This window comes from Escherichia sp. WS1265 (assembly GCF_046487585.1).
In the GTDB taxonomy this organism is placed as follows: domain Bacteria; phylum Pseudomonadota; class Gammaproteobacteria; order Enterobacterales; family Enterobacteriaceae; genus Escherichia; species Escherichia coli.
Window position 1 is genome coordinate 11,982 of sequence record NZ_JBJQJE010000033.1, and the last position, 19,130, is coordinate 31,111.

15 protein-coding genes and 1 pseudogene are annotated in these 19,130 nt (G+C 52.8%); 6 read left to right on the forward strand and 10 right to left on the reverse strand.

The annotated features are described in order from the left end of the window. The first annotated feature begins 31 nt into the window (after nt 1–31). The 6 genes from thiC to thiH are packed head-to-tail and all read left to right on the forward strand — an operon-like array spanning nt 32 to nt 5,396. Nucleotides 32–1,927 (forward strand): phosphomethylpyrimidine synthase ThiC, encoded by a 1,896-nt coding sequence (thiC, locus tag ACJHX3_RS23460; RefSeq protein WP_094321772.1) that lies wholly within the window; start codon nt 32–34, stop codon nt 1,925–1,927. Beyond that, nucleotides 1,927–2,562: a thiamine phosphate synthase gene (gene thiE, locus ACJHX3_RS23465; protein WP_000284608.1), complete on the forward strand. Its 636-nt coding sequence runs from the start codon at nt 1,927–1,929 to the stop codon at nt 2,560–2,562. The genes thiC and thiE overlap by 1 nt, the downstream gene beginning before the upstream one ends. Next, complete coding sequence (gene thiF / locus ACJHX3_RS23470; RefSeq protein ID WP_000999729.1) at nt 2,555–3,310, forward strand: thiazole biosynthesis adenylyltransferase ThiF; 756 nt, start codon at nt 2,555–2,557, stop codon at nt 3,308–3,310. The genes thiE and thiF overlap by 8 nt, the downstream gene beginning before the upstream one ends. After that, a complete protein-coding gene (gene thiS / locus ACJHX3_RS23475; protein WP_001166230.1) occupies nt 3,294–3,494 on the forward strand; it encodes a sulfur carrier protein ThiS in 201 nt (66 codons plus the stop codon). The genes thiF and thiS overlap by 17 nt, the downstream gene beginning before the upstream one ends. A gap of 1 nt (nt 3,495) precedes the next feature. After that, nucleotides 3,496–4,266, forward strand: a complete 771-nt coding sequence (gene thiG / locus ACJHX3_RS23480; protein WP_000944108.1) for a thiazole synthase — start codon at nt 3,496–3,498, stop codon at nt 4,264–4,266. Next, nucleotides 4,263–5,396, forward strand: a complete 1,134-nt coding sequence (gene thiH, locus ACJHX3_RS23485; protein WP_000847473.1) for a 2-iminoacetate synthase ThiH — start codon at nt 4,263–4,265, stop codon at nt 5,394–5,396. Before thiG ends, thiH begins: the two co-directional genes overlap by 4 nt. A 409-nt stretch (nt 5,397–5,805) precedes the next feature. Here the strand turns inward: thiH and ACJHX3_RS23490 are convergent, their stop codons facing one another. From ACJHX3_RS23490 to tuf, 10 genes and pseudogenes are all read right to left on the reverse strand, one after another. Next, nucleotides 5,806–6,345, reverse strand: coding sequence for a heat-shock protein C (locus tag ACJHX3_RS23490; RefSeq protein WP_001366719.1), 540 nt, complete (start codon nt 6,343–6,345; stop codon nt 5,806–5,808). Nucleotides 6,346–6,556: 211 nt separating this feature from the next. Further along, nucleotides 6,557–10,780 carry a DNA-directed RNA polymerase subunit beta' gene (gene rpoC, locus ACJHX3_RS23495; RefSeq protein ID WP_000653944.1) on the reverse strand — a complete coding sequence of 1,408 codons (4,224 nt, stop codon included), beginning with the start codon at nt 10,778–10,780 and terminating at the stop codon, nt 6,557–6,559. Between the two features lie 76 nt (nt 10,781–10,856). Next, nucleotides 10,857–14,885 (reverse strand): DNA-directed RNA polymerase subunit beta, encoded by a 4,029-nt coding sequence (rpoB, locus tag ACJHX3_RS23500; RefSeq protein WP_000263098.1) that lies wholly within the window; start codon nt 14,883–14,885, stop codon nt 10,857–10,859. A gap of 319 nt (nt 14,886–15,204) precedes the next feature. Continuing rightward, entirely contained in the window at nt 15,205–15,570 is a 366-nt protein-coding gene (gene rplL / locus ACJHX3_RS23505) for a 50S ribosomal protein L7/L12 (RefSeq protein ID WP_000028878.1), read from the reverse strand. 66 nt (nt 15,571–15,636) lie between these two features. Then, nucleotides 15,637–16,134: a 50S ribosomal protein L10 gene (gene rplJ / locus ACJHX3_RS23510; RefSeq protein WP_001207201.1), complete on the reverse strand. Its 498-nt coding sequence runs from the start codon at nt 16,132–16,134 to the stop codon at nt 15,637–15,639. A 411-nt stretch (nt 16,135–16,545) separates the two neighbouring features. Further along, nucleotides 16,546–17,250 (reverse strand): 50S ribosomal protein L1, encoded by a 705-nt coding sequence (gene rplA, locus ACJHX3_RS23515; RefSeq protein WP_001096684.1) that lies wholly within the window; start codon nt 17,248–17,250, stop codon nt 16,546–16,548. A gap of 3 nt (nt 17,251–17,253) precedes the next feature. Next, nucleotides 17,254–17,682 carry a 50S ribosomal protein L11 gene (gene rplK, locus ACJHX3_RS23520; protein WP_001085926.1) on the reverse strand — a complete coding sequence of 143 codons (429 nt, stop codon included), beginning with the start codon at nt 17,680–17,682 and terminating at the stop codon, nt 17,254–17,256. A 158-nt stretch (nt 17,683–17,840) separates the two neighbouring features. Beyond that, nucleotides 17,841–18,386, reverse strand: coding sequence for a transcription termination/antitermination protein NusG (nusG, locus tag ACJHX3_RS23525; RefSeq protein ID WP_001287516.1), 546 nt, complete (start codon nt 18,384–18,386; stop codon nt 17,841–17,843). Between the two features lies 1 nt (nt 18,387). Then, complete coding sequence (gene secE / locus ACJHX3_RS23530) at nt 18,388–18,771, reverse strand: preprotein translocase subunit SecE (RefSeq protein ID WP_001275702.1); 384 nt, start codon at nt 18,769–18,771, stop codon at nt 18,388–18,390. A gap of 229 nt (nt 18,772–19,000) precedes the next feature. After that, nucleotides 19,001–19,130 (reverse strand): annotated as a pseudogene (gene tuf, locus ACJHX3_RS23535) (elongation factor Tu); the annotation flags it as partial.

Sequence of the window (19,130 nt, forward strand, 5' to 3'; positions counted from 1 at the left end):
AAGCCACGTCCTTAACTTTTTGGAATGAGCTATGTCTGCAACAAAACTGACCCGCCGCGAACAACGCGCCCAGGCCCAACATTTTATCGACACCCTGGAAGGCACCGCCTTTCCCAACTCAAAACGCATTTACATCACTGGCACACACCCCGGCGTGCGCGTGCCGATGCGTGAGATCCAGCTTAGCCCGACGCTAATTGGCGGCAGCAAAGAACAGCCGCAGTACGAAGAAAACGAAGCGATTCCGGTCTACGACACCTCCGGTCCGTATGGCGATCCACAGATCGCCATTAACGTGCAGCAAGGGCTGGCAAAACTACGTCAGCCGTGGATCGATGCGCGCGGCGATACCGAAGAACTTACCGTACGCAGTTCCGATTACACTAAAGCGCGGCTGGCAGATGATGGCCTCGACGAGCTGCGTTTTAGCGGCGTACTAACACCAAAACGCGCCAAAGCAGGACGCCGCGTCACCCAACTGCACTACGCCCGCCAGGGCATCATCACACCGGAAATGGAATTCATCGCCATCCGCGAGAATATGGGCCGCGAGCGCATACGTAGCGAAATTTTACGCCACCAGCATCCGGGAATGAGCTTTGGCGCACATCTGCCGGAAAATATCACCGCGGAATTTGTCCGTGATGAAGTTGCTGCCGGACGTGCGATTATCCCGGCCAACATTAATCATCCGGAATCGGAGCCGATGATTATTGGCCGTAACTTCCTGGTAAAAGTTAACGCCAATATCGGCAACTCGGCGGTCACCTCTTCCATCGAAGAAGAAGTGGAAAAGCTGGTATGGTCCACGCGCTGGGGAGCGGATACGGTGATGGATCTCTCCACCGGTCGCTATATTCACGAAACCCGCGAGTGGATTTTGCGTAACAGCCCGGTGCCGATCGGTACAGTGCCGATCTACCAGGCGCTGGAGAAGGTTAACGGGATCGCCGAAGATCTTACCTGGGAAGCGTTCCGCGACACGCTGCTGGAACAGGCCGAGCAAGGTGTGGATTACTTCACTATCCATGCGGGCGTACTGCTGCGCTATGTGCCGATGACCGCGAAACGCCTGACCGGTATCGTCTCTCGCGGCGGTTCGATTATGGCGAAATGGTGCCTCTCCCATCATCAGGAAAATTTCCTCTATCAACACTTCCGCGAAATTTGTGAAATCTGTGCCGCTTATGACGTTTCGCTGTCGCTGGGCGACGGCCTGCGCCCCGGTTCTGTTCAGGACGCCAACGATGAAGCGCAATTTGCCGAGCTGCATACGCTGGGTGAACTGACCAAAATCGCCTGGGAATATGGCGTACAGGTGATGATTGAAGGCCCAGGCCACGTGCCGATGCAGATGATCCGCCGCAATATGACCGAGGAGTTAGAGCACTGCCACGAAGCGCCGTTTTACACTCTGGGGCCGCTAACTACCGATATCGCGCCGGGTTATGACCACTTCACGTCGGGGATTGGTGCGGCGATGATTGGCTGGTTTGGCTGCGCGATGCTCTGTTACGTAACGCCAAAAGAGCATCTGGGTCTGCCTAATAAAGAAGATGTTAAGCAGGGGCTTATCACCTATAAGATTGCCGCCCACGCCGCTGACCTGGCGAAAGGGCATCCGGGCGCGCAAATTCGCGATAACGCCATGTCGAAAGCCCGCTTCGAATTTCGCTGGGAAGACCAGTTTAATCTGGCCCTCGACCCGTTTACTGCCCGCGCTTATCACGATGAAACCCTGCCGCAAGAGTCCGGTAAAGTCGCCCATTTTTGCTCCATGTGTGGACCGAAATTCTGCTCGATGAAAATCAGCCAGGAAGTGCGTGATTACGCTGCCGCGCAAACCATTGAAGTGGGAATGGCGGATATGTCGGAGAACTTCCGCGCCAGAGGCGGAGAAATCTACCTGCGTAAGGAGGAAGCGTGATGTATCAGCCTGATTTTCCTCCTGTACCTTTTCGTTTAGGACTGTACCCGGTGGTGGACAGCGTACAGTGGATCGAACGTCTGTTGGATGCAGGCGTGCGTACTCTCCAGCTACGCATCAAAGATCGGCGCGATGAAGAGGTGGAAGCCGATGTCGTGGCGGCAATTGCACTGGGCCGCCGCTATAACGCGCGATTGTTTATCAACGATTACTGGTGGCTGGCGATCAAGCATCAGGCGTATGGCGTCCATTTGGGGCAGGAAGATTTGCAAGCCACCGATCTCAGCGCCATCCGTGCGGCTGGTCTGCGGCTGGGCGTTTCGACCCATGACGATATGGAAATCGACGTCGCGCTGGCGGCACGTCCTTCTTATATCGCGCTGGGACATGTGTTCCCGACGCAAACCAAACAGATGCCTTCTGCACCGCAGGGGCTGGAACAGCTGGCACGGCATGTTGAGCGCCTGGCGGATTATCCCACCGTGGCGATTGGCGGTATCAGTCTGCCGCGCGCGCCAGCGGTAATGGCGACGGGTGTCGGCAGTATCGCCGTTGTCAGCGCCATTACTCAAGCCGCAGACTGGCGTTTGGCAACGGCACAGTTGCTGGAAATTGCAGGAGTTGGCGATGAATGACCGTGATTTTATGCGTTATAGCCGCCAAATCCTGCTCGACGATATCGCTCTTGACGGGCAGCAAAAACTGCTCGACAGCCAGGTGCTGATTATCGGTCTTGGCGGGCTGGGTACACCTGCTGCGCTATACCTGGCGGGCGCTGGCGTCGGGACGCTGGTACTGGCAGATGACGACGATGTGCATTTAAGCAATCTGCAACGACAAATCCTCTTTACCACTGAAGATATCGATCGCCCGAAATCGCAGGTCAGCCATCAGCGACTGACACAGTTGAATCCCGACATTCAACTGACGGCACTACAACAACGGTTAACGGGTGAGGCGTTAAAAGATGCGGTAGCACGGGCCGATGTGGTGCTCGACTGTACCGACAATATGGCGACTCGTCAGGAGATTAATACCGCCTGCGTGGCACTCAACACGCCGCTTATCACCGCCAGCGCGGTCGGATTTGGCGGTCAGTTGATGGTACTGACGCCGCCCTGGGAGCAGGGGTGTTACCGCTGCCTGTGGCCAGATAACCAGGAGCCTGAACGCAACTGCCGCACGGCGGGCGTGGTTGGCCCGGTGGTCGGGGTTATGGGCACTTTGCAGGCACTGGAAGCCATTAAGTTGTTAAGCGGTATAGAGACGCCTGCGGGAGAACTCCGACTGTTCGACGGTAAGTCTAGCCAGTGGCGCAGCCTGGCGTTGCGCCGCGCCAGTGGTTGCCCGGTATGCGGAGGAAGCAATGCAGATCCTGTTTAACGATCAACCGATGCAGTGCGCCGCCGGGCAAACTGTTCACGAGCTGCTGGAGCAACTCGACCAACGACAAGCGGGCGCGGCTCTGGCGATTAATCAGCAAATCGTCCCGCGTGAGCAATGGGCACAACATATCGTGCAGGATGGTGACCAGATCCTGCTTTTTCAGGTTATTGCAGGGGGTTGAGATGTTACGTATTGCGGACAAAACGTTTGATTCACATCTGTTTACCGGCACAGGGAAATTCGCTTCTTCACAACTGATGGTGGAGGCGATCCGCGCTTCCGGCAGCCAGCTGGTGACACTGGCGATGAAACGTGTCGACTTGCGCCAGCACAACGATGCTATCCTCGAACCGCTTATCGCGGCGGGTGTGACCCTGCTGCCGAATACTTCCGGGGCGAAAACAGCGGAAGAAGCCATTTTCGCCGCCCATCTGGCACGTGAAGCATTAGGCACAAACTGGCTAAAATTAGAGATTCACCCTGACGCCCGCTGGCTGTTGCCCGATCCCATCGAAACTCTGAAAGCCGCCGAAACACTGGTACAACAGGGATTTGTCGTGCTGCCTTACTGCGGGGCCGATCCGGTATTGTGCAAACGTCTGGAAGAAGTGGGCAGTGCAGCGGTGATGCCGCTCGGCGCGCCGATTGGTTCGAATCAGGGACTGGAAACCCGTGCCATGCTGGAGATTATTATCCAGCAGGCCACTGTTCCGGTGGTTGTCGATGCTGGCATCGGCGTTCCCAGCCATGCCGCGCAGGCGCTGGAAATGGGGGCCGACGCGGTGTTAGTGAATACGGCGATTGCCGTCGCGGACGATCCCGTCAACATGGCGAAGGCATTTCGTCTGGCAGTAGAAGCAGGCCTGCTGGCACGTCAGTCCGGACCGGGCAGCCGCAGTCATTTTGCTCATGCCACCAGCCCGCTGACCGGATTTCTGGAGGCATCGGCATGAAAACCTTCAGCGATCGCTGGCGACAACTGGACTGGGACGACATCCGCCTGCGTATCAACAGCAAAACGGCTGCTGACGTAGAGCGGGCGCTAAATGCCTCGCAACTCACCCGCGACGATATGATGGCGCTGTTATCGCCAGCCGCCAGTGGCTATCTGGAACCACTGGCCCAACGGGCGCAGCGTCTGACCCGTCAACGATTTGGCAACACTGTTAGCTTCTACGTCCCGCTTTATCTTTCCAATCTTTGTGCTAACGACTGCACGTACTGCGGATTCTCTATGAGCAACCGCATCAAGCGCAAAACGCTGGATGAAGCGGATATTGCCAGGGAAAGCGCCGCTATACGGGAGATGGGCTTTGAACATCTGCTTTTAGTCACTGGTGAACATCAGGCGAAAGTGGGGATGGATTACTTTCGTCGTCATCTCCCTGCCCTGCGTGAACAGTTCTCTTCACTACAGATGGAAGTACAGCCGCTGGCGGAGACGGAATACGCCGAGTTAAAGCAACTTGGTCTGGATGGCGTGATGGTTTATCAGGAGACATATCACGAGGCGACTTATGCCCGCCATCATCTGAAAGGCAAAAAACAGGACTTCTTCTGGCGGCTGGAAACGCCGGATCGGCTGGGCCGTGCGGGGATTGATAAGATAGGCCTCGGCGCGCTAATTGGCCTTTCCGACAGCTGGCGCGTTGACTGCTATATGGTTGCAGAACATTTGCTATGGCTGCAACAGCATTACTGGCAAAGCCGCTACTCTGTCTCCTTCCCACGCCTGCGTCCATGTACTGGCGGCATTGAGCCTGCGTCGATTATGGATGAACGCCAGTTAGTGCAAACCATCTGCGCCTTCCGGCTGCTTGCACCGGAGATTGAACTGTCACTCTCCACGCGGGAATCACCGTGGTTTCGCGATCGCGTTATTCCGCTGGCAATTAATAACGTCAGCGCTTTTTCGAAAACGCAGCCAGGTGGCTATGCCGACAATCACCCCGAGCTGGAACAGTTCTCACCACACGACGATCGCAGACCTGAAGCGGTTGCTGCCGCGTTAACTGCTCAGGGTTTGCAGCCGGTATGGAAAGACTGGGACAGCTTTCTGGGACGCGCCTCGCAAAGGCCATGAGACAGAATGTAAGAACGTAAATTTATTCCGAGCCGCTACGGAAGATGAAAAACGCAAGGTTGTTGAAAGCGTTGCGTTTTTTTATGGTAGTGCCGTCAGCAGGAATGTTGTCCAGGGCGAAAAGCTTCTTCCTCGTTTCGCCCTGCCTTTCTTAAAAATTCCGTAATGCAAAGTCTGAAGCCATCGCCTGTTGAGCAATGAAAGAGATCTGATTGTAAGAGAGTAAATACTCAACTATGATAGAGACGAAAATAAGAACACATGTTCTCATCTTCCAGGATGCAGCAGACTGAAGAAATTCAGACATCCCGCAACCTGCGATTATCGCAAGGTCAAGGCAAAGTCCGGTAATGGCGTTCTGAATACCAGAGATAATTCTCTGGCGAAACCCACCTTAAGGTGGGTTTTGTTATTTTGAGGGCTGAGGAAGCTGCTTATTTCTCAATAAGTTGTTGGCAATGGTGAAAAATTTCACTGATTTACCTTTCTGTTTTTCAGAAATGGGATAAGCGCTAGTTACATGCAAACGAAGTTTTTTCTTTTCCCTGAAAGCCCTGAACGCAACAAAGTAAAATGCCTTGTCTCCTCCGTTTAAATCCACTTCAATCACGGCATAGCTACCATACCCAGCATGAATAACGTTGCTTTCTGGCAGCGCCAAAATGGTTCTTTTTAAGTGTATGCGCGCTAAGTTATAACGGTGCTGGCAGAAGGGACGAGATTCTTTAGGCGCGTGGTACATTAACGATTGTTTTTCTTCGTTAGTCTGATGTTCATAATCTTTTGTGAAGCAGTGAAGAGAGTAGGTAACCCAGAAGCGATACTCTAAAGGCTCTTTGCCCTCATGATGCTGAACGTAGACAGCCTGATGAGCATCAAGAAATGATAAATCACGAATATCACCATCCGGATGTCCAAAAGGTCGCCACTTCTCCACTTCCTGTTTCATTATCGTTCCTTAAGAAAGTCACACAGGAATAGTATCGAATTCTTGCCGAGCTTGACTCAATTAGTTCAGTCAGTTTCAGGATATTAGTCATCTCTACATTGATTATGAGTATCCAGAAATTCATTAAATATTCTGACAAATGCTCTTTCCCTAAACTACCCCCATAAAAAAACCCGCCGAAGCGGGTTTTTACGTTATTGCGGATTAACGATTACTCGTTATCAGAACCGCCCAGACCTGCGTTCAGCAGTTCTGCCAGGCTGGCAGATGCGTCTTCTGCAGTCACCTGCGGTGCAGCCGGAGCTTCACCCGCAGCACGGCGACGCATACGATCCTGGTGGTACGCGTAACCAGTACCTGCCGGGATCAGACGACCCACGATAACGTTCTCTTTCAGGCCGCGCAATTCGTCGCGTTTGCCCGCAACGGCTGCTTCGGTCAGCACGCGAGTGGTCTCCTGGAACGATGCCGCGGAGATGAAGGACTCGGTTGCCAGAGACGCTTTGGTGATACCCAGCAGATCGCGGGAGTAAGTTGCACCCACTTTACCGTTCGCTTCCAGTTCGCGGTTTGCGATCTTGACGCGAGAGTATTCAACCTGTTCGCCTTCCAGGAAGTCGGAGCTGCCCGCGTTAACGATGGTAGCTTTACGCAGCATCTGACGAACGATAACTTCGATGTGTTTATCGTTAATCTTAACGCCCTGCAGACGGTATACGTCCTGTACTTCGTTAACGATGTAACGAGTAACAGCATGAACACCACGCAGACGCAGAATGTCGTGCGGCGCTTCCGGACCATCGGAAATTACGTCACCACGTTCTACACGTTCACCTTCGAACACGTTGAGCTGACGCCATTTCGGAATCATCTCTTCGTACGGATCGCTACCGTCTACCGGGGTGATAACCAGACGACGTTTACCTTTGGTTTCTTTGCCGAAGGAAACGATACCACTGATTTCAGCCAGGATTGCCGGCTCTTTCGGACGACGTGCTTCGAACAGGTCCGCAACGCGCGGCAGACCACCGGTGATGTCCTTGGTACCGCCGGATTCCTGCGGAATACGCGCCAGGGTGTCACCAGAGCTGATCTGTACGCCATCTTCCAGCTGAACAATCGCTTTACCTGGCAGGAAGTACTGCGCAGGCATATCGGTACCCGGGATCAGAACGTCGTTACCCTGAGCATCAACGATTTTCAGTGCCGGACGCAGATCTTTACCACCTGCGGTACGTTCTGCGGAATCCAGAACTACCAGCGAAGACAGACCGGTCAGTTCGTCGGTCTGGCGAGTAATGGTCTGGCCGTCAATCATGTCAGTAAAGCGTACAAAACCGCTTACTTCGGTGATAACCGGCATGGTGTGCGGGTCCCAGTTTGCAACGGTTTCGCCGCCAGCAACCTGTTCGCCATCGCCTTTCGCCAGTACCGCACCGTAAGGTACTTTGTAGCTTTCTTTGGTACGACCGAATTCGTCGATCAGTTTCAGTTCGGTGTTACGGGAAGTGATAACCAGTTTACCGCTGGAGTTCACAACCGACTTCACGTTGCTGAGCTTGATGCTACCTTTGTTTTTCACCTGGATGCTGGATTCAGCAGCCGCACGTGATGCCGCACCACCGATGTGGAACGTACGCATGGTCAGCTGTGTACCCGGTTCACCGATGGACTGTGCCGCGATAACACCGATTGCTTCACCTTTGTTAATGATGTGGCCACGCGCCAGGTCACGACCGTAGCAGTGCGCACATACACCAAAGTCGGTGTCACAAGATACAACAGAACGTACTTTAACCGCGTCGACAGAGTTCTCTTCCAGCAGGTCACACCACTGTTCGTGCAGCAGCGTGTTGCGCGGAACGAGGATATCAGCAGTACCCGGCTTCAGAACGTCTTCAGCAGTTACACGACCCAGTACGCGATCGCGCAGCGGCTCTTTAACGTCACCACCTTCGATAACCGGAGTCATCATGATACCTTCATGAGTACCACAATCGTCTTCGGTAACCACCAGGTCCTGCGCCACGTCAACCAGACGACGAGTCAGGTAACCGGAGTTCGCAGTTTTCAGTGCGGTATCCGCCAGACCTTTACGCGCACCGTGGGTGGAGATGAAGTACTGGAGTACGTTCAGACCTTCACGGAAGTTCGCGGTGATTGGCGTTTCGATGATGGAGCCATCCGGCTTCGCCATCAGACCACGCATACCAGCAAGCTGACGAATCTGTGCCGCAGAACCACGCGCACCGGAGTCGGCCATCATGTAGATGCTGTTGAAGGAAACCTGCTTCTCTTCCTGACCGTCACGGTTAATCACGGTTTCAGTTTGCAGGTTATCCATCATCGCTTTGGATACACGATCGTTCGCCGCAGCCCAGATATCGATAACTTTGTTGTAGCGTTCGCCCGCAGTTACCAGACCAGACTGGAACTGCTCCTGAATTTCAGCAACTTCTGCTTCTGCCTCGGAGATGATTTCGTGTTTCTTCTCCGGGATGACCATGTCATCGATACCAACAGATGCACCAGAACGCGCTGCATAGGCGAAGCCGGTGTACATGATCTGGTCCGCAAAAATAACGGTCGGTTTCAGACCGAGAATGCGGTAGCAGGTGTTCAGCATTTTGGAGATTGCTTTTTTACCCAGCGCCTGGTTGACGATGGAGTAAGGCAGACCTTTCGGTACAATCATCCACAGAATGGCACGGCCAACAGTCGTGTCTTTCAGGCTGGTTTTCGCTACTAATTCACCGTTAGCATCTTTTTCATACTCGGTGATACGCACTTTAACGCGCGCATGCAGAGAAGCCAGACCAGAGCGATACAGACGTTCTGCTTCTTTCGGGCCAGTCAGCACCATGCCTTCGCCTTTGGCGTTAACACAGTCACGGGTCATGTAGTACAGACCCAGTACAACGTCCTGAGACGGAACGATGATTGGTTCGCCGTTCGCCGGGGACAGGATGTTGTTGGTAGACATCATCAGCGCACGCGCTTCCAGCTGGGCTTCCAGCGTCAGCGGTACGTGAACTGCCATCTGGTCACCATCGAAGTCGGCGTTATATGCCGCACAAACCAGCGGGTGCAGCTGGATAGCTTTACCTTCGATCAGTACCGGTTCAAATGCCTGGATACCCAGGCGGTGCAGAGTCGGTGCACGGTTCAGCAGTACCGGGTGTTCGCGGATAACTTCGTCCAGGATATCCCAAACGACAGCTTCTTCGCGCTCAACCATTTTCTTCGCAGCTTTAATGGTGGTAGCAAGACCACGCAGTTCCAGCTTGCCGTAGATGAACGGTTTGAACAGCTCCAGTGCCATTTTCTTCGGCAGACCGCACTGATGCAGACGCAGGTATGGACCTACGGTGATTACAGAACGACCGGAGTAGTCAACACGCTTACCGAGCAGGTTCTGACGGAAACGACCCTGTTTACCTTTGATCATGTCGGCCAAAGATTTCAGAGGACGCTTGTTAGAGCCGGTGATCGCACGACCGCGACGACCGTTATCCAACAGGGCGTCAACCGCTTCCTGCAGCATACGTTTTTCGTTACGTACGATGATGTCCGGCGCAGCCAGATCCAGCAGACGTTTCAGACGGTTGTTACGGTTAATGACGCGACGATACAGATCGTTCAGGTCAGAAGTCGCGAAACGACCACCATCCAGCGGAACCAGCGGACGCAGATCTGGCGGCAGTACCGGCAGAACGGTCAGGATCATCCACTCTGGTTTGTTACCAGACTGAACGAACGCTTCCAGCAGTTTGATACGCTTGGTCAGCTTTTTACGCTTGGTTTCGGAGTTGGTTTCGTTCAGCTCTTCACGCAGCTGCTCGCACTCTTGCTCCAGATCCATGCTCTTCAGCAGAGCCTGAATTGCTTCCGCACCCATCTTCGCGTCGAATTCGTCACCGAACTCTTCCAGCGCGTCCAGATACTGCTCTTCAGTCAGGATCTGCTGACGCTCCAGGTTGGTCATACCGCCTTCAATAACCACATAGGATTCAAAGTACAGTACGCGTTCGATATCGCGCAGCGGCATATCGAGCAGCAGGCCGATACGGGACGGCAGCGATTTCAGGAACCAGATGTGCGCAGTCGGGGAAGCCAGTTCGATGTGGCCCATACGCTCACGGCGTACTTTAGTCTGGGTCACTTCAACGCCGCACTTCTCACAGATGACGCCACGGTGTTTCAGGCGCTTGTACTTACCGCACAGGCACTCGTAATCTTTTACCGGCCCAAAGATACGGGCGCAGAAAAGGCCGTCACGTTCTGGTTTGAACGTACGGTAGTTGATGGTTTCCGGCTTTTTAACTTCACCGAAAGACCATGAACGGATCATGTCTGGCGAAGCCAGAGCAATTTTGATCGCATCAAACTCTTCGGTTTTAGTCTGCGCTTTCAGAAACTTTAATAAATCTTTCACGGATTTGCTCCCGTCGGAGTTAGCACAATCCGCTGCCGGGTTTTACCCCGACAGCAGTGACCTGTTTGAGCGAGAATTACTCGTCTTCCAGTTCGATGTTGATACCCAGCGAACGAATCTCTTTCAACAATACGTTGAAGGATTCTGGCATGCCCGGCTCCATCTGATGGTTGCCGTCCACGATGTTTTTATACATCTTGGTACGACCGTTCACGTCATCAGACTTAACGGTGAGCATTTCCTGCAGGGTGTATGCTGCGCCGTATGCTTCCAGCGCCCACACTTCCATCTCCCCGAAACGCTGACCACCGAACTGTGCCTTACCACCCAGCGGCTGCTGAGTAACCAGGCTGTAAGAACCGGTGGAACGCGCGTGCATCTTGTCGTCGACCAGGTGGTTCAGTTTCAGCATGTACATGTAACCAACGGTTACCGGACGCTCGAACTGTTCACCAGTGCGGCCGTCGTACAGGCGGATCTGACCAGAAGTCGGCAGGTCGCCAAGTTTCAGCAGCTCTTTAATTTCTGCTTCTTTCGCACCGTCGAACACTGGCGTTGCGATTGGCATACCTTTGCGCAGGTTTTCAGCCAGACGCATAACTTCTTCATCGCTGAAGGTACTCAGGTCAACTTTCTGACGAACGTCAGCGCCCAGATCGTACGCACGCTGGATGAATTCGCGCAGTTTCGCGACTTCTTGCTGCTGTTTCAGCATGGCGTTGATCTTGTCGCCGATACCTTTCGCAGCCATACCCAGGTGGGTTTCGAGGATCTGACCGATGTTCATACGAGACGGTACGCCCAGCGGGTTCAGTACGATGTCTACCGGCGTACCGTTTTCATCGTAAGGCATATCTTCGATCGGGTTGATCTTAGAAATTACACCCTTGTTACCGTGACGACCTGCCATCTTGTCACCAGGCTGGATACGGCGTTTAACCGCCAGATATACTTTAACAATCTTCAGCACGCCCGGTGCCAGATCGTCGCCCTGGGTGATTTTGCGGCGTTTCGCTTCGAGTTTCTTCTCGAACTCGTGTTTCAGTTCGTCATACTGCTCAGCCAGCTGTTCCAGCTGATTTTGTTTCTCTTCGTCGGTCAGGCCCAGCTCCAGCCAGCGATCGCGCGGCAGTTTGTCGAGCTTCTCAGCTTCAACGCCACCGGCTACCAGCACAGCACGGATACGGCTGAACAGACCCGCTTCGAGGATCTGCAGTTCTTCAGACAGGTCTTTCTTCGCCTGTTTGAGCTGCATTTCTTCGATTTCCAGCGCACGTTTGTCTTTTTCTACGCCATCGCGAGTAAAGACCTGAACGTCGATAACCGTACCGGATACACCGTTTGGTACGCGCAGAGAAGAGTCTTTAACGTCAGACGCTTTCTCACCGAAGATCGCACGCAGCAGTTTTTCTTCTGGGGTCAGCTGAGTTTCACCTTTCGGCGTAACCTTACCAACCAGAATGTCGCCACCGGTCACTTCCGCACCAATGTAAACGATACCGGATTCATCCAGTTTGGAGAGCGCAGCTTCACCCACGTTCGGGATGTCAGCGGTGATCTCTTCTGGCCCCAGCTTGGTGTCACGGGACACACACGCCAGTTCCTGAATGTGGATGGTGGTGAAACGGTCTTCCTGAACAACACGCTCGGATACGAGGATGGAGTCTTCGAAGTTGTAACCATTCCACGGCATGAACGCTACGCGCATGTTCTGACCAAGCGCCAGTTCACCGAGGTCGGTGGACGGACCGTCTGCCAGCACGTCGCCACGTTCAACCGGTTCACCCAGAGACACACACGGCATCTGGTTAATACAGGTGTTCTGGTTAGAACGGGTGTATTTGGTCAGGTTGTAGATGTCGATACCTGCTTCACCCGGATACATCTCGTCTTCGTTAACTTTGATAACGATACGGGAAGCATCCACGTACTGAACGACACCACCACGTTTAGCAACCGCAGTTACACCGGAGTCAACGGCAACAGCACGTTCCATACCAGTACCAACCAGCGGCTTATCAGCACGCAGAGTCGGAACGGCCTGACGTTGCATGTTCGCACCCATCAATGCACGGTTGGCGTCATCGTGTTCCAGGAACGGGATCAGGGACGCACCGACAGATACCACCTGCTGGGTGGATACGTCCATGTAGTCAACCTGGTCGCGGCTGAACAAGCTGGATTCGCCTTTGCTACGGCAAGTTACCAGGTCTTCTACGAAGTGGCCTTCTTCATCCAGGTTGGAGTTCGCCTGGGCGATAACGTAGTTGCCTTCTTCGATAGCAGACAGATAGTGAATTTCGTCAGTTACAACACCGTCGGTCACTTTACGATACGGAGTCTCAAGGAAGCCGTATTCGTTAGTCTGTGCGTACACGGACAGAGAGTTGATCAGACCGATGTTCGGACCTTCAGGGGTTTCGATTGGACATACGCGACCGTAGTGAGTCGGGTGTACGTCTCGAACTTCGAAGCCTGCACGTTCACGGGTCAGACCGCCTGGGCCGAGTGCGGAGATACGACGTTTGTGCGTAATCTCAGACAGCGGGTTGTTCTGGTCCATAAACTGAGACAGCTGGCTGGAACCGAAGAACTCTTTCACTGCTGCGGAAATCGGCTTGGCGTTGATCATATCCTGAGGCATCAGGGTATCCAGATCGCCCAGAGACAGACGCTCTTTCACCGCACGCTCTACACGTACCAGGCCAACGCGGAACTGGTTTTCCGCCATTTCGCCAACGGAACGGATACGACGGTTGCCGAGGTGGTCGATATCATCGACTTCGCCTTTACCGTTACGGATATCAATGAGCTTTTTCATAACATCAATGATGTCGTCTTTGCTCAGGATACCAGAACCTTCGATTTCTTCGCGCAGCAGAGAACGGTTGAACTTCATACGACCAACCGCAGACAAGTCATAACGGTCTTCGGAGAAGAACAGGTTCTCGAACAGGCTTTCAGCTGCTTCACGAGTCGGCGGCTCGCCAGGGCGCATCATGCGGTAGATTTCTACCAGTGCGCTCAGACGGTCGTTAGTTGGGTCGACACGTAAGGTTTCAGAGATATATGGGCCGTGATCCAGATCGTTGGTGAACAGCGTTTCGATACGCTTGTGACCAGACTGGCTCAGCTTAGCCAGCAGATCCAGGCTCAGCTCCATGTTCGCAGCACAGATCAGCTCGCCGGTAGACTCATCAATATAGTCTTTAGCAACCACTTTACCTGCGATGTACTCAACCGGGACTTCGATCAGTTTGACGTCGTCTTTTTCCAGCTGGCGAATGTGGCGCGCAGTGATACGGCGGCCTTTTTCTACGTACACTTTACCGTTAGCTTCGATGTCAAAAGATGCGGTTTCACCACGCAGGCGTTCCGGCACCAGTTCCATCTGCAGCTTGTTATCACGGATTTCAAAGATAACTTTTTCAAAGAACAGGTCGAGGATCTGCTCTGTGGTGTAGTTCAGGGCGCGCAGAATGATGGTCGCAGGCAGTTTACGGCGACGGTCGATACGTACGAACAGGTTGTCCTTCGGATCGAATTCGAAGTCCAGCCAGGAACCACGGTAAGGGATGATGCGCGCGTTATACAGCACTTTACCCGAAGAGTGGGTTTTACCTTTGTCGGAGTCAAAGAAGACGCCCGGACTACGGTGCAGCTGGGAAACGATAACACGCTCAGTACCGTTGATAACAAAGGTACCGTTGTCTGTCATGAGCGGAATTTCGCCCATGTAGACTTCTTGTTCTTTAATGTCTTTTACGGTGCCTTCCGGCGCTTCGCGCTCATAGATCACCAGACGCAGTTTAACGCGCAGCGGTGCGGAATAGGTCACGCCACGGATTTGACATTCCTGGACGTCAAACACCGGTTCGCCAAGGCGGTAGCTGACGTATTGCAGCTCGGAATTACCGCTGTAGCTCTGAATCGGGAATACGGAACGGAAAGCAGCTTCCAGACCATACTGCCCTTCAGGATCTTGCTCGATAAATTTCTGAAACGAGTCAAGCTGGATAGAAAGGAGATAAGGTACATCCAGAACTTGTGGACGTTTACCAAAATCCTTACGAATACGTTTTTTCTCGGTATAGGAGTAAACCATAGGGTTCCTCAGCTCGCTGACAAGTCGACCCATCTGTCCATTGAGCGGACAGTTTGTGCAACACTATTTTGTTGACCGGAAAATGGAACACTTTCCGCAATGCCTGTTGCTATCACGCTTAAACCATTTCATTGCGATTTACACAGAACGGACGTCCTGTCGCAGTATATTAAGTCGTCGATAGAAACAAGCATTGAAAGGCACAGCAGTAGTCAAACAGTGTGAAACGCTACTGGCGCCTTACAGCGCAAAAAGGCTGGTGACTAAAAAGTCACCAGCCATCAGCCTGATTTCTCAGGCTGCAACCGGAAGGGTTGGCTTATTTAACTTCAACTTCAGCGCCAGCTTCTTCCAGAGCTTTTTTCAGTGCTTCTGCGTCGTCTTTGCTCACGCCTTCTTTCAGAGCAGCCGGTGCAGATTCTACCAGGTCTTTAGCTTCTTTCAGACCCAGGCCAGTTGCGCCACGTACTGCTTTGATAACAGCAACTTTGTTAGCGCCAGCAGCTTTCAGAATTACGTCGAATTCAGTTTTTTCTTCAGCAGCTTCAACCGGGCCAGCAGCTACAGCTACAGCAGCAGCAGCGGAAACACCGAATTTTTCTTCCATTGCAGAGATCAGTTCTACAACGTCCATTACAGACATAGCTGCAACTGCTTCAATGATTTGATCTTTAGTGATAGACATTTAAATTGTTCCTGAATATCAGAATAAGTTTATACGTAAGCGAATGCGTTAAAAAGATAACTGCGATTAAGCAGCTTCTTTCGCATCGCGTACAGCAGCCAGAGTACGAACCAGTTTGCCAGCCGAAGCTTCTTTCATGGTTGCCATCAGGCGTGCAATTGCTTCTTCGTAGGTCGGCAGAGTTGCCAGGCGGTCGATCTGAGACGCCGGGATCAGCTCACCTTCAAAGGCAGCGGCTTTGACCTCAAATTTTGCATTCGCTTTCGCGAACTCTTTGAACAGACGAGCAGCAGCGCCCGGGTGTTCCATAGAGTATGCAATCAGGGTCGGACCAACAAACGCGTCTTTCAGGCACTCGAACGGAGTACCTTCAACAGCACGGCGCAGCAGGGTGTTACGAACAACACGCATGTATACGCCAGCTTCGCGACCTGCTTTACGCAGTTCAGTCATTTTATCTACAGTTACGCCACGGGAATCCGCAACTACTGCAGACAGCGCGCCTTTGGCTACTTCGCTGACTTCAGCAACAATCGCTTGTTTGTCTTGAAGATTTAAAGCCATTAGCTTTGCTCCTGGTTGTTTGCCAGAGAAAATCTCTGGAACTCACTTCACTCCTCCAAACGGAGAGAGCGTCTTAATTACGGTGAGCAGAAACAAGCCAGAATATAAAAGAATAATCTTAGCGTTCTGTCACCGTCTACGCAGGGGATTAAGTTTCTTGCGAAACTCCTGCGGTCTTCGACGGAGGCCTGGATAGGCCAGGCTCCAACGAACAAATCTTTTCTATCCGTCGCTATTCAGCTTGTGGCGGGTTGGCTTCCTTCATTCGCACCAGTCACATAGTTAGCTATGCTCCTGGCGACTCACTCAGTTGCCGCCTTGCCACAACCCGAATATCTCGGATATACGTCTGCATCAAGCATTATACGTGGGGGTAAGATTGTAGACAAAATCACCGCCCACGTAAAGGCATTAGTTTACAGAAGCGCTCAGGCCAGCCTGGTCAACTGCAACACCTGCACCCATGGTGGTGGAGATGCTAACTTTCTTGATGTACACGCCTTTCGCCTGAGTCGGTTTTGCTTTTTTCAGCGCAACCAGCAGAGCTTCCAGGTTTTCTTTCAGTTTGTCAGCGTCAAAGTCCACTTTACCGATGGTGGTGTGGATGATGCCGTTTTTGTCGTTACGGTAACGAACCTGGCCAGCTTTAGCGTTTTTAACCGCTTCAGCAACGTTCGGCGTTACAGTACCCACTTTCGGGTTTGGCATCAGGCCGCGCGGACCCAGAACCTGGCCCAGCTGGCCAACAACGCGCATTGCATCCGGAGAAGCAATAACAACGTCAAAGTTCATTTCGCCTTTCTTGATCTGGTCGGCCAGATCTTCCATACCTACCAGTTCAGCACCTGCAGCTTTAGCAGCTTCAGCGTTTGCACCCTGGGTAAATACGGCTACGCGAACGGAACGGCCAGTACCGTGCGGCAGTACAGTTGCACCACGTACGTTCTGGTCAGATTTACGAGCGTCGATGCCGAGGTTAACAGCTACGTCCACGCTTTCTACGAATTTAGCAGTCGCCAGTTCTTTCAGCAGAGCGATAGCTTCGTTGATGTCGTACTGTTTGGTTGCATCAACTTTCTCGCGGATAACACGCATGCGCTTGGTCAGTTTAGCCATTTCTTAGTCCTCCACTACCAGGCCCATGGAACGTGCAGTACCTTCGATGGAGCGAGTCATCGCTTCAATGTCGGCACCAGTCATGTCGGCAGCTTTGGTCTGCGCGATTTCCTGCAGCTGAGCGCGGGAAATTTTACCCACTTTGTCTTTGTTCGGCTTACCGGAACCAGACTTGATACCAGCCGCTTTTTTCAGCAGAACTGCTGCTGGCGGAGTCTTGGTAACGAAAGTGAAAGAACGGTCAGCGTAAACGGTGATTACTACCGGAATCGGCAGACCTTTTTCGATGGAATCAGTTTTTGCGTTGAACGCTTTGCAGAATTCCATGATGTTTACGCCCTGCTGACCCAGAGCCGGACCTACTGGCGGACTCGGGTTAGCCATACCAGCTGCAACCTGCAGCTTGACATAGGCTTGTACTTTCTTAGCCATTATAAATTCCTCAAGTTGGGTAATAACGCCTCTGAGAGGCTCCCCGTGATATAAAAAATCGTTTTACGGGCAAGGCCCATAAAAACAAAAGGCGCGAAATTGTATTCCAATCTCGCGCCTTGTGCAACGATTAAATCGCCGCTTTTTTGATCGCTGGGTTAGGCTTTTTCAACCTGGCTGAAGTCCAGCTCTACCGGGGTCGCACGACCGAAGATAGAAACAGACACTTTCAGACGAGATTTCTCGTAATCCACTTCTTCAACAACACCGTTGAAGTCAGCGAACGGACCATCATTAACACGGACCATTTCACCCGGTTCAAACAGCGTTTTCGGACGCGGCTTATCACCAACCTGCTGCAGGCGGTTCATAATCGCATCGACTTCTTTATCGCTGATTGGTGCAGGACGATCGGAAGTACCGCCGATGAAGCCCATCACACGCGGTACGCTGCGCACCAGGTGCCAGCTCGCGTCGTTCATCACCATCTGAACGAGGACGTAGCCAGGGAAGAATTTACGTTCGCTTTTGCGACGCTGACCGCCACGGATTTCAACCACTTCTTCGGTTGGTACCATGACTTCACCAAACAAATCTTCCATGTTGTGTAATTTGATATGCTCACGCAGCGACGTTGCTACGCGGCCTTCAAAACCGGAAAACGCCTGAACGACGTACCAGCGCTTTTTAGGAGCTTCAGACATCTCAGAACCTCAGGCCAGTGATAAAGGATACCAGGCGAACCAGAATACCATCCAGTCCCCACAGGATCAGTGACATTACTGCGGTAACCGCAGCCACAATCAGCGTGGTGTGCAATGTTTCCTGGCGAGTCGGCCAAATGACCTTACGGACTTCGGTACGCGCTTCACGGGCAAAAGCAACGGTAGCTTTACCTTTTGTCGTTAACAGCGCGACACCACCCGCTGCAGCAATCAGAATTACTACGGCCAGCGCACGCAGCGGCAGCATAATGTCGCGATAAAGGTAGTTGCCGACAATCGCTACCAGGAGCAATGCCACCACAACGACCCACTTCATCGCTTCCAGGCCGCGCCCGCTTCCTTGAGCTTCGGTATTCGCACTCATAAACCAACCTGTCAGAAGTATTCTACAAACATTTTCACCCCGCGATCGCGAGGCAAACCAAATCGAAACGCGTATTAGCTTTTCGGATTATACGCCCTCAACAGAGCCTGTCTCAGCAATGATTATGACAAAGAAAATCACTGATGAGCCAGGTTCTGGTACGAAAGCGTGCAAAAAGGGCATCAAATGATGCCCTTTTAGTGCGCATTGCGTCAAATGTTATCGGCAATTAGCTCAGAACTTTTGCTACAACGCCCGCGCCAACGGTACGGCCGCCTTCACGGATTGCGAAACGCAGACCGTCGTCCATCGCGATCGGGTGGATCAGGGTAACAACCATTTTGATGTTGTCGCCCGGC

Excerpts from the sequence above, each read along its gene's own strand:
- nusG (WP_001287516.1), bottom strand. The coding sequence starts at position 18,386 with ATGTCTGAAGCTCCTAAAAAGCGCTGGTACGTCGTTCAGGCGTTTTCC.
- rplJ (WP_001207201.1), bottom strand. The coding sequence starts at position 16,134 with ATGGCTTTAAATCTTCAAGACAAACAAGCGATTGTTGCTGAAGTCAGC.
- rplA (WP_001096684.1), bottom strand. The coding sequence starts at position 17,250 with ATGGCTAAACTGACCAAGCGCATGCGTGTTATCCGCGAGAAAGTTGAT.
- ACJHX3_RS23490 (WP_001366719.1), bottom strand. The coding sequence starts at position 6,345 with ATGAAACAGGAAGTGGAGAAGTGGCGACCTTTTGGACATCCGGATGGT.
- secE (WP_001275702.1), bottom strand. The coding sequence starts at position 18,771 with ATGAGTGCGAATACCGAAGCTCAAGGAAGCGGGCGCGGCCTGGAAGCG.
- thiF (WP_000999729.1), top strand. The coding sequence starts at position 2,555 with ATGAATGACCGTGATTTTATGCGTTATAGCCGCCAAATCCTGCTCGAC.
- thiH (WP_000847473.1), top strand. The coding sequence starts at position 4,263 with ATGAAAACCTTCAGCGATCGCTGGCGACAACTGGACTGGGACGACATC.
- thiG (WP_000944108.1), top strand. The coding sequence starts at position 3,496 with ATGTTACGTATTGCGGACAAAACGTTTGATTCACATCTGTTTACCGGC.
- thiS (WP_001166230.1), top strand. The coding sequence starts at position 3,294 with ATGCAGATCCTGTTTAACGATCAACCGATGCAGTGCGCCGCCGGGCAA.
- thiC (WP_094321772.1), top strand. The coding sequence starts at position 32 with ATGTCTGCAACAAAACTGACCCGCCGCGAACAACGCGCCCAGGCCCAA.
- rpoB (WP_000263098.1), bottom strand. The coding sequence starts at position 14,885 with ATGGTTTACTCCTATACCGAGAAAAAACGTATTCGTAAGGATTTTGGT.
- thiE (WP_000284608.1), top strand. The coding sequence starts at position 1,927 with ATGTATCAGCCTGATTTTCCTCCTGTACCTTTTCGTTTAGGACTGTAC.
- rplK (WP_001085926.1), bottom strand. The coding sequence starts at position 17,682 with ATGGCTAAGAAAGTACAAGCCTATGTCAAGCTGCAGGTTGCAGCTGGT.
- rplL (WP_000028878.1), bottom strand. The coding sequence starts at position 15,570 with ATGTCTATCACTAAAGATCAAATCATTGAAGCAGTTGCAGCTATGTCT.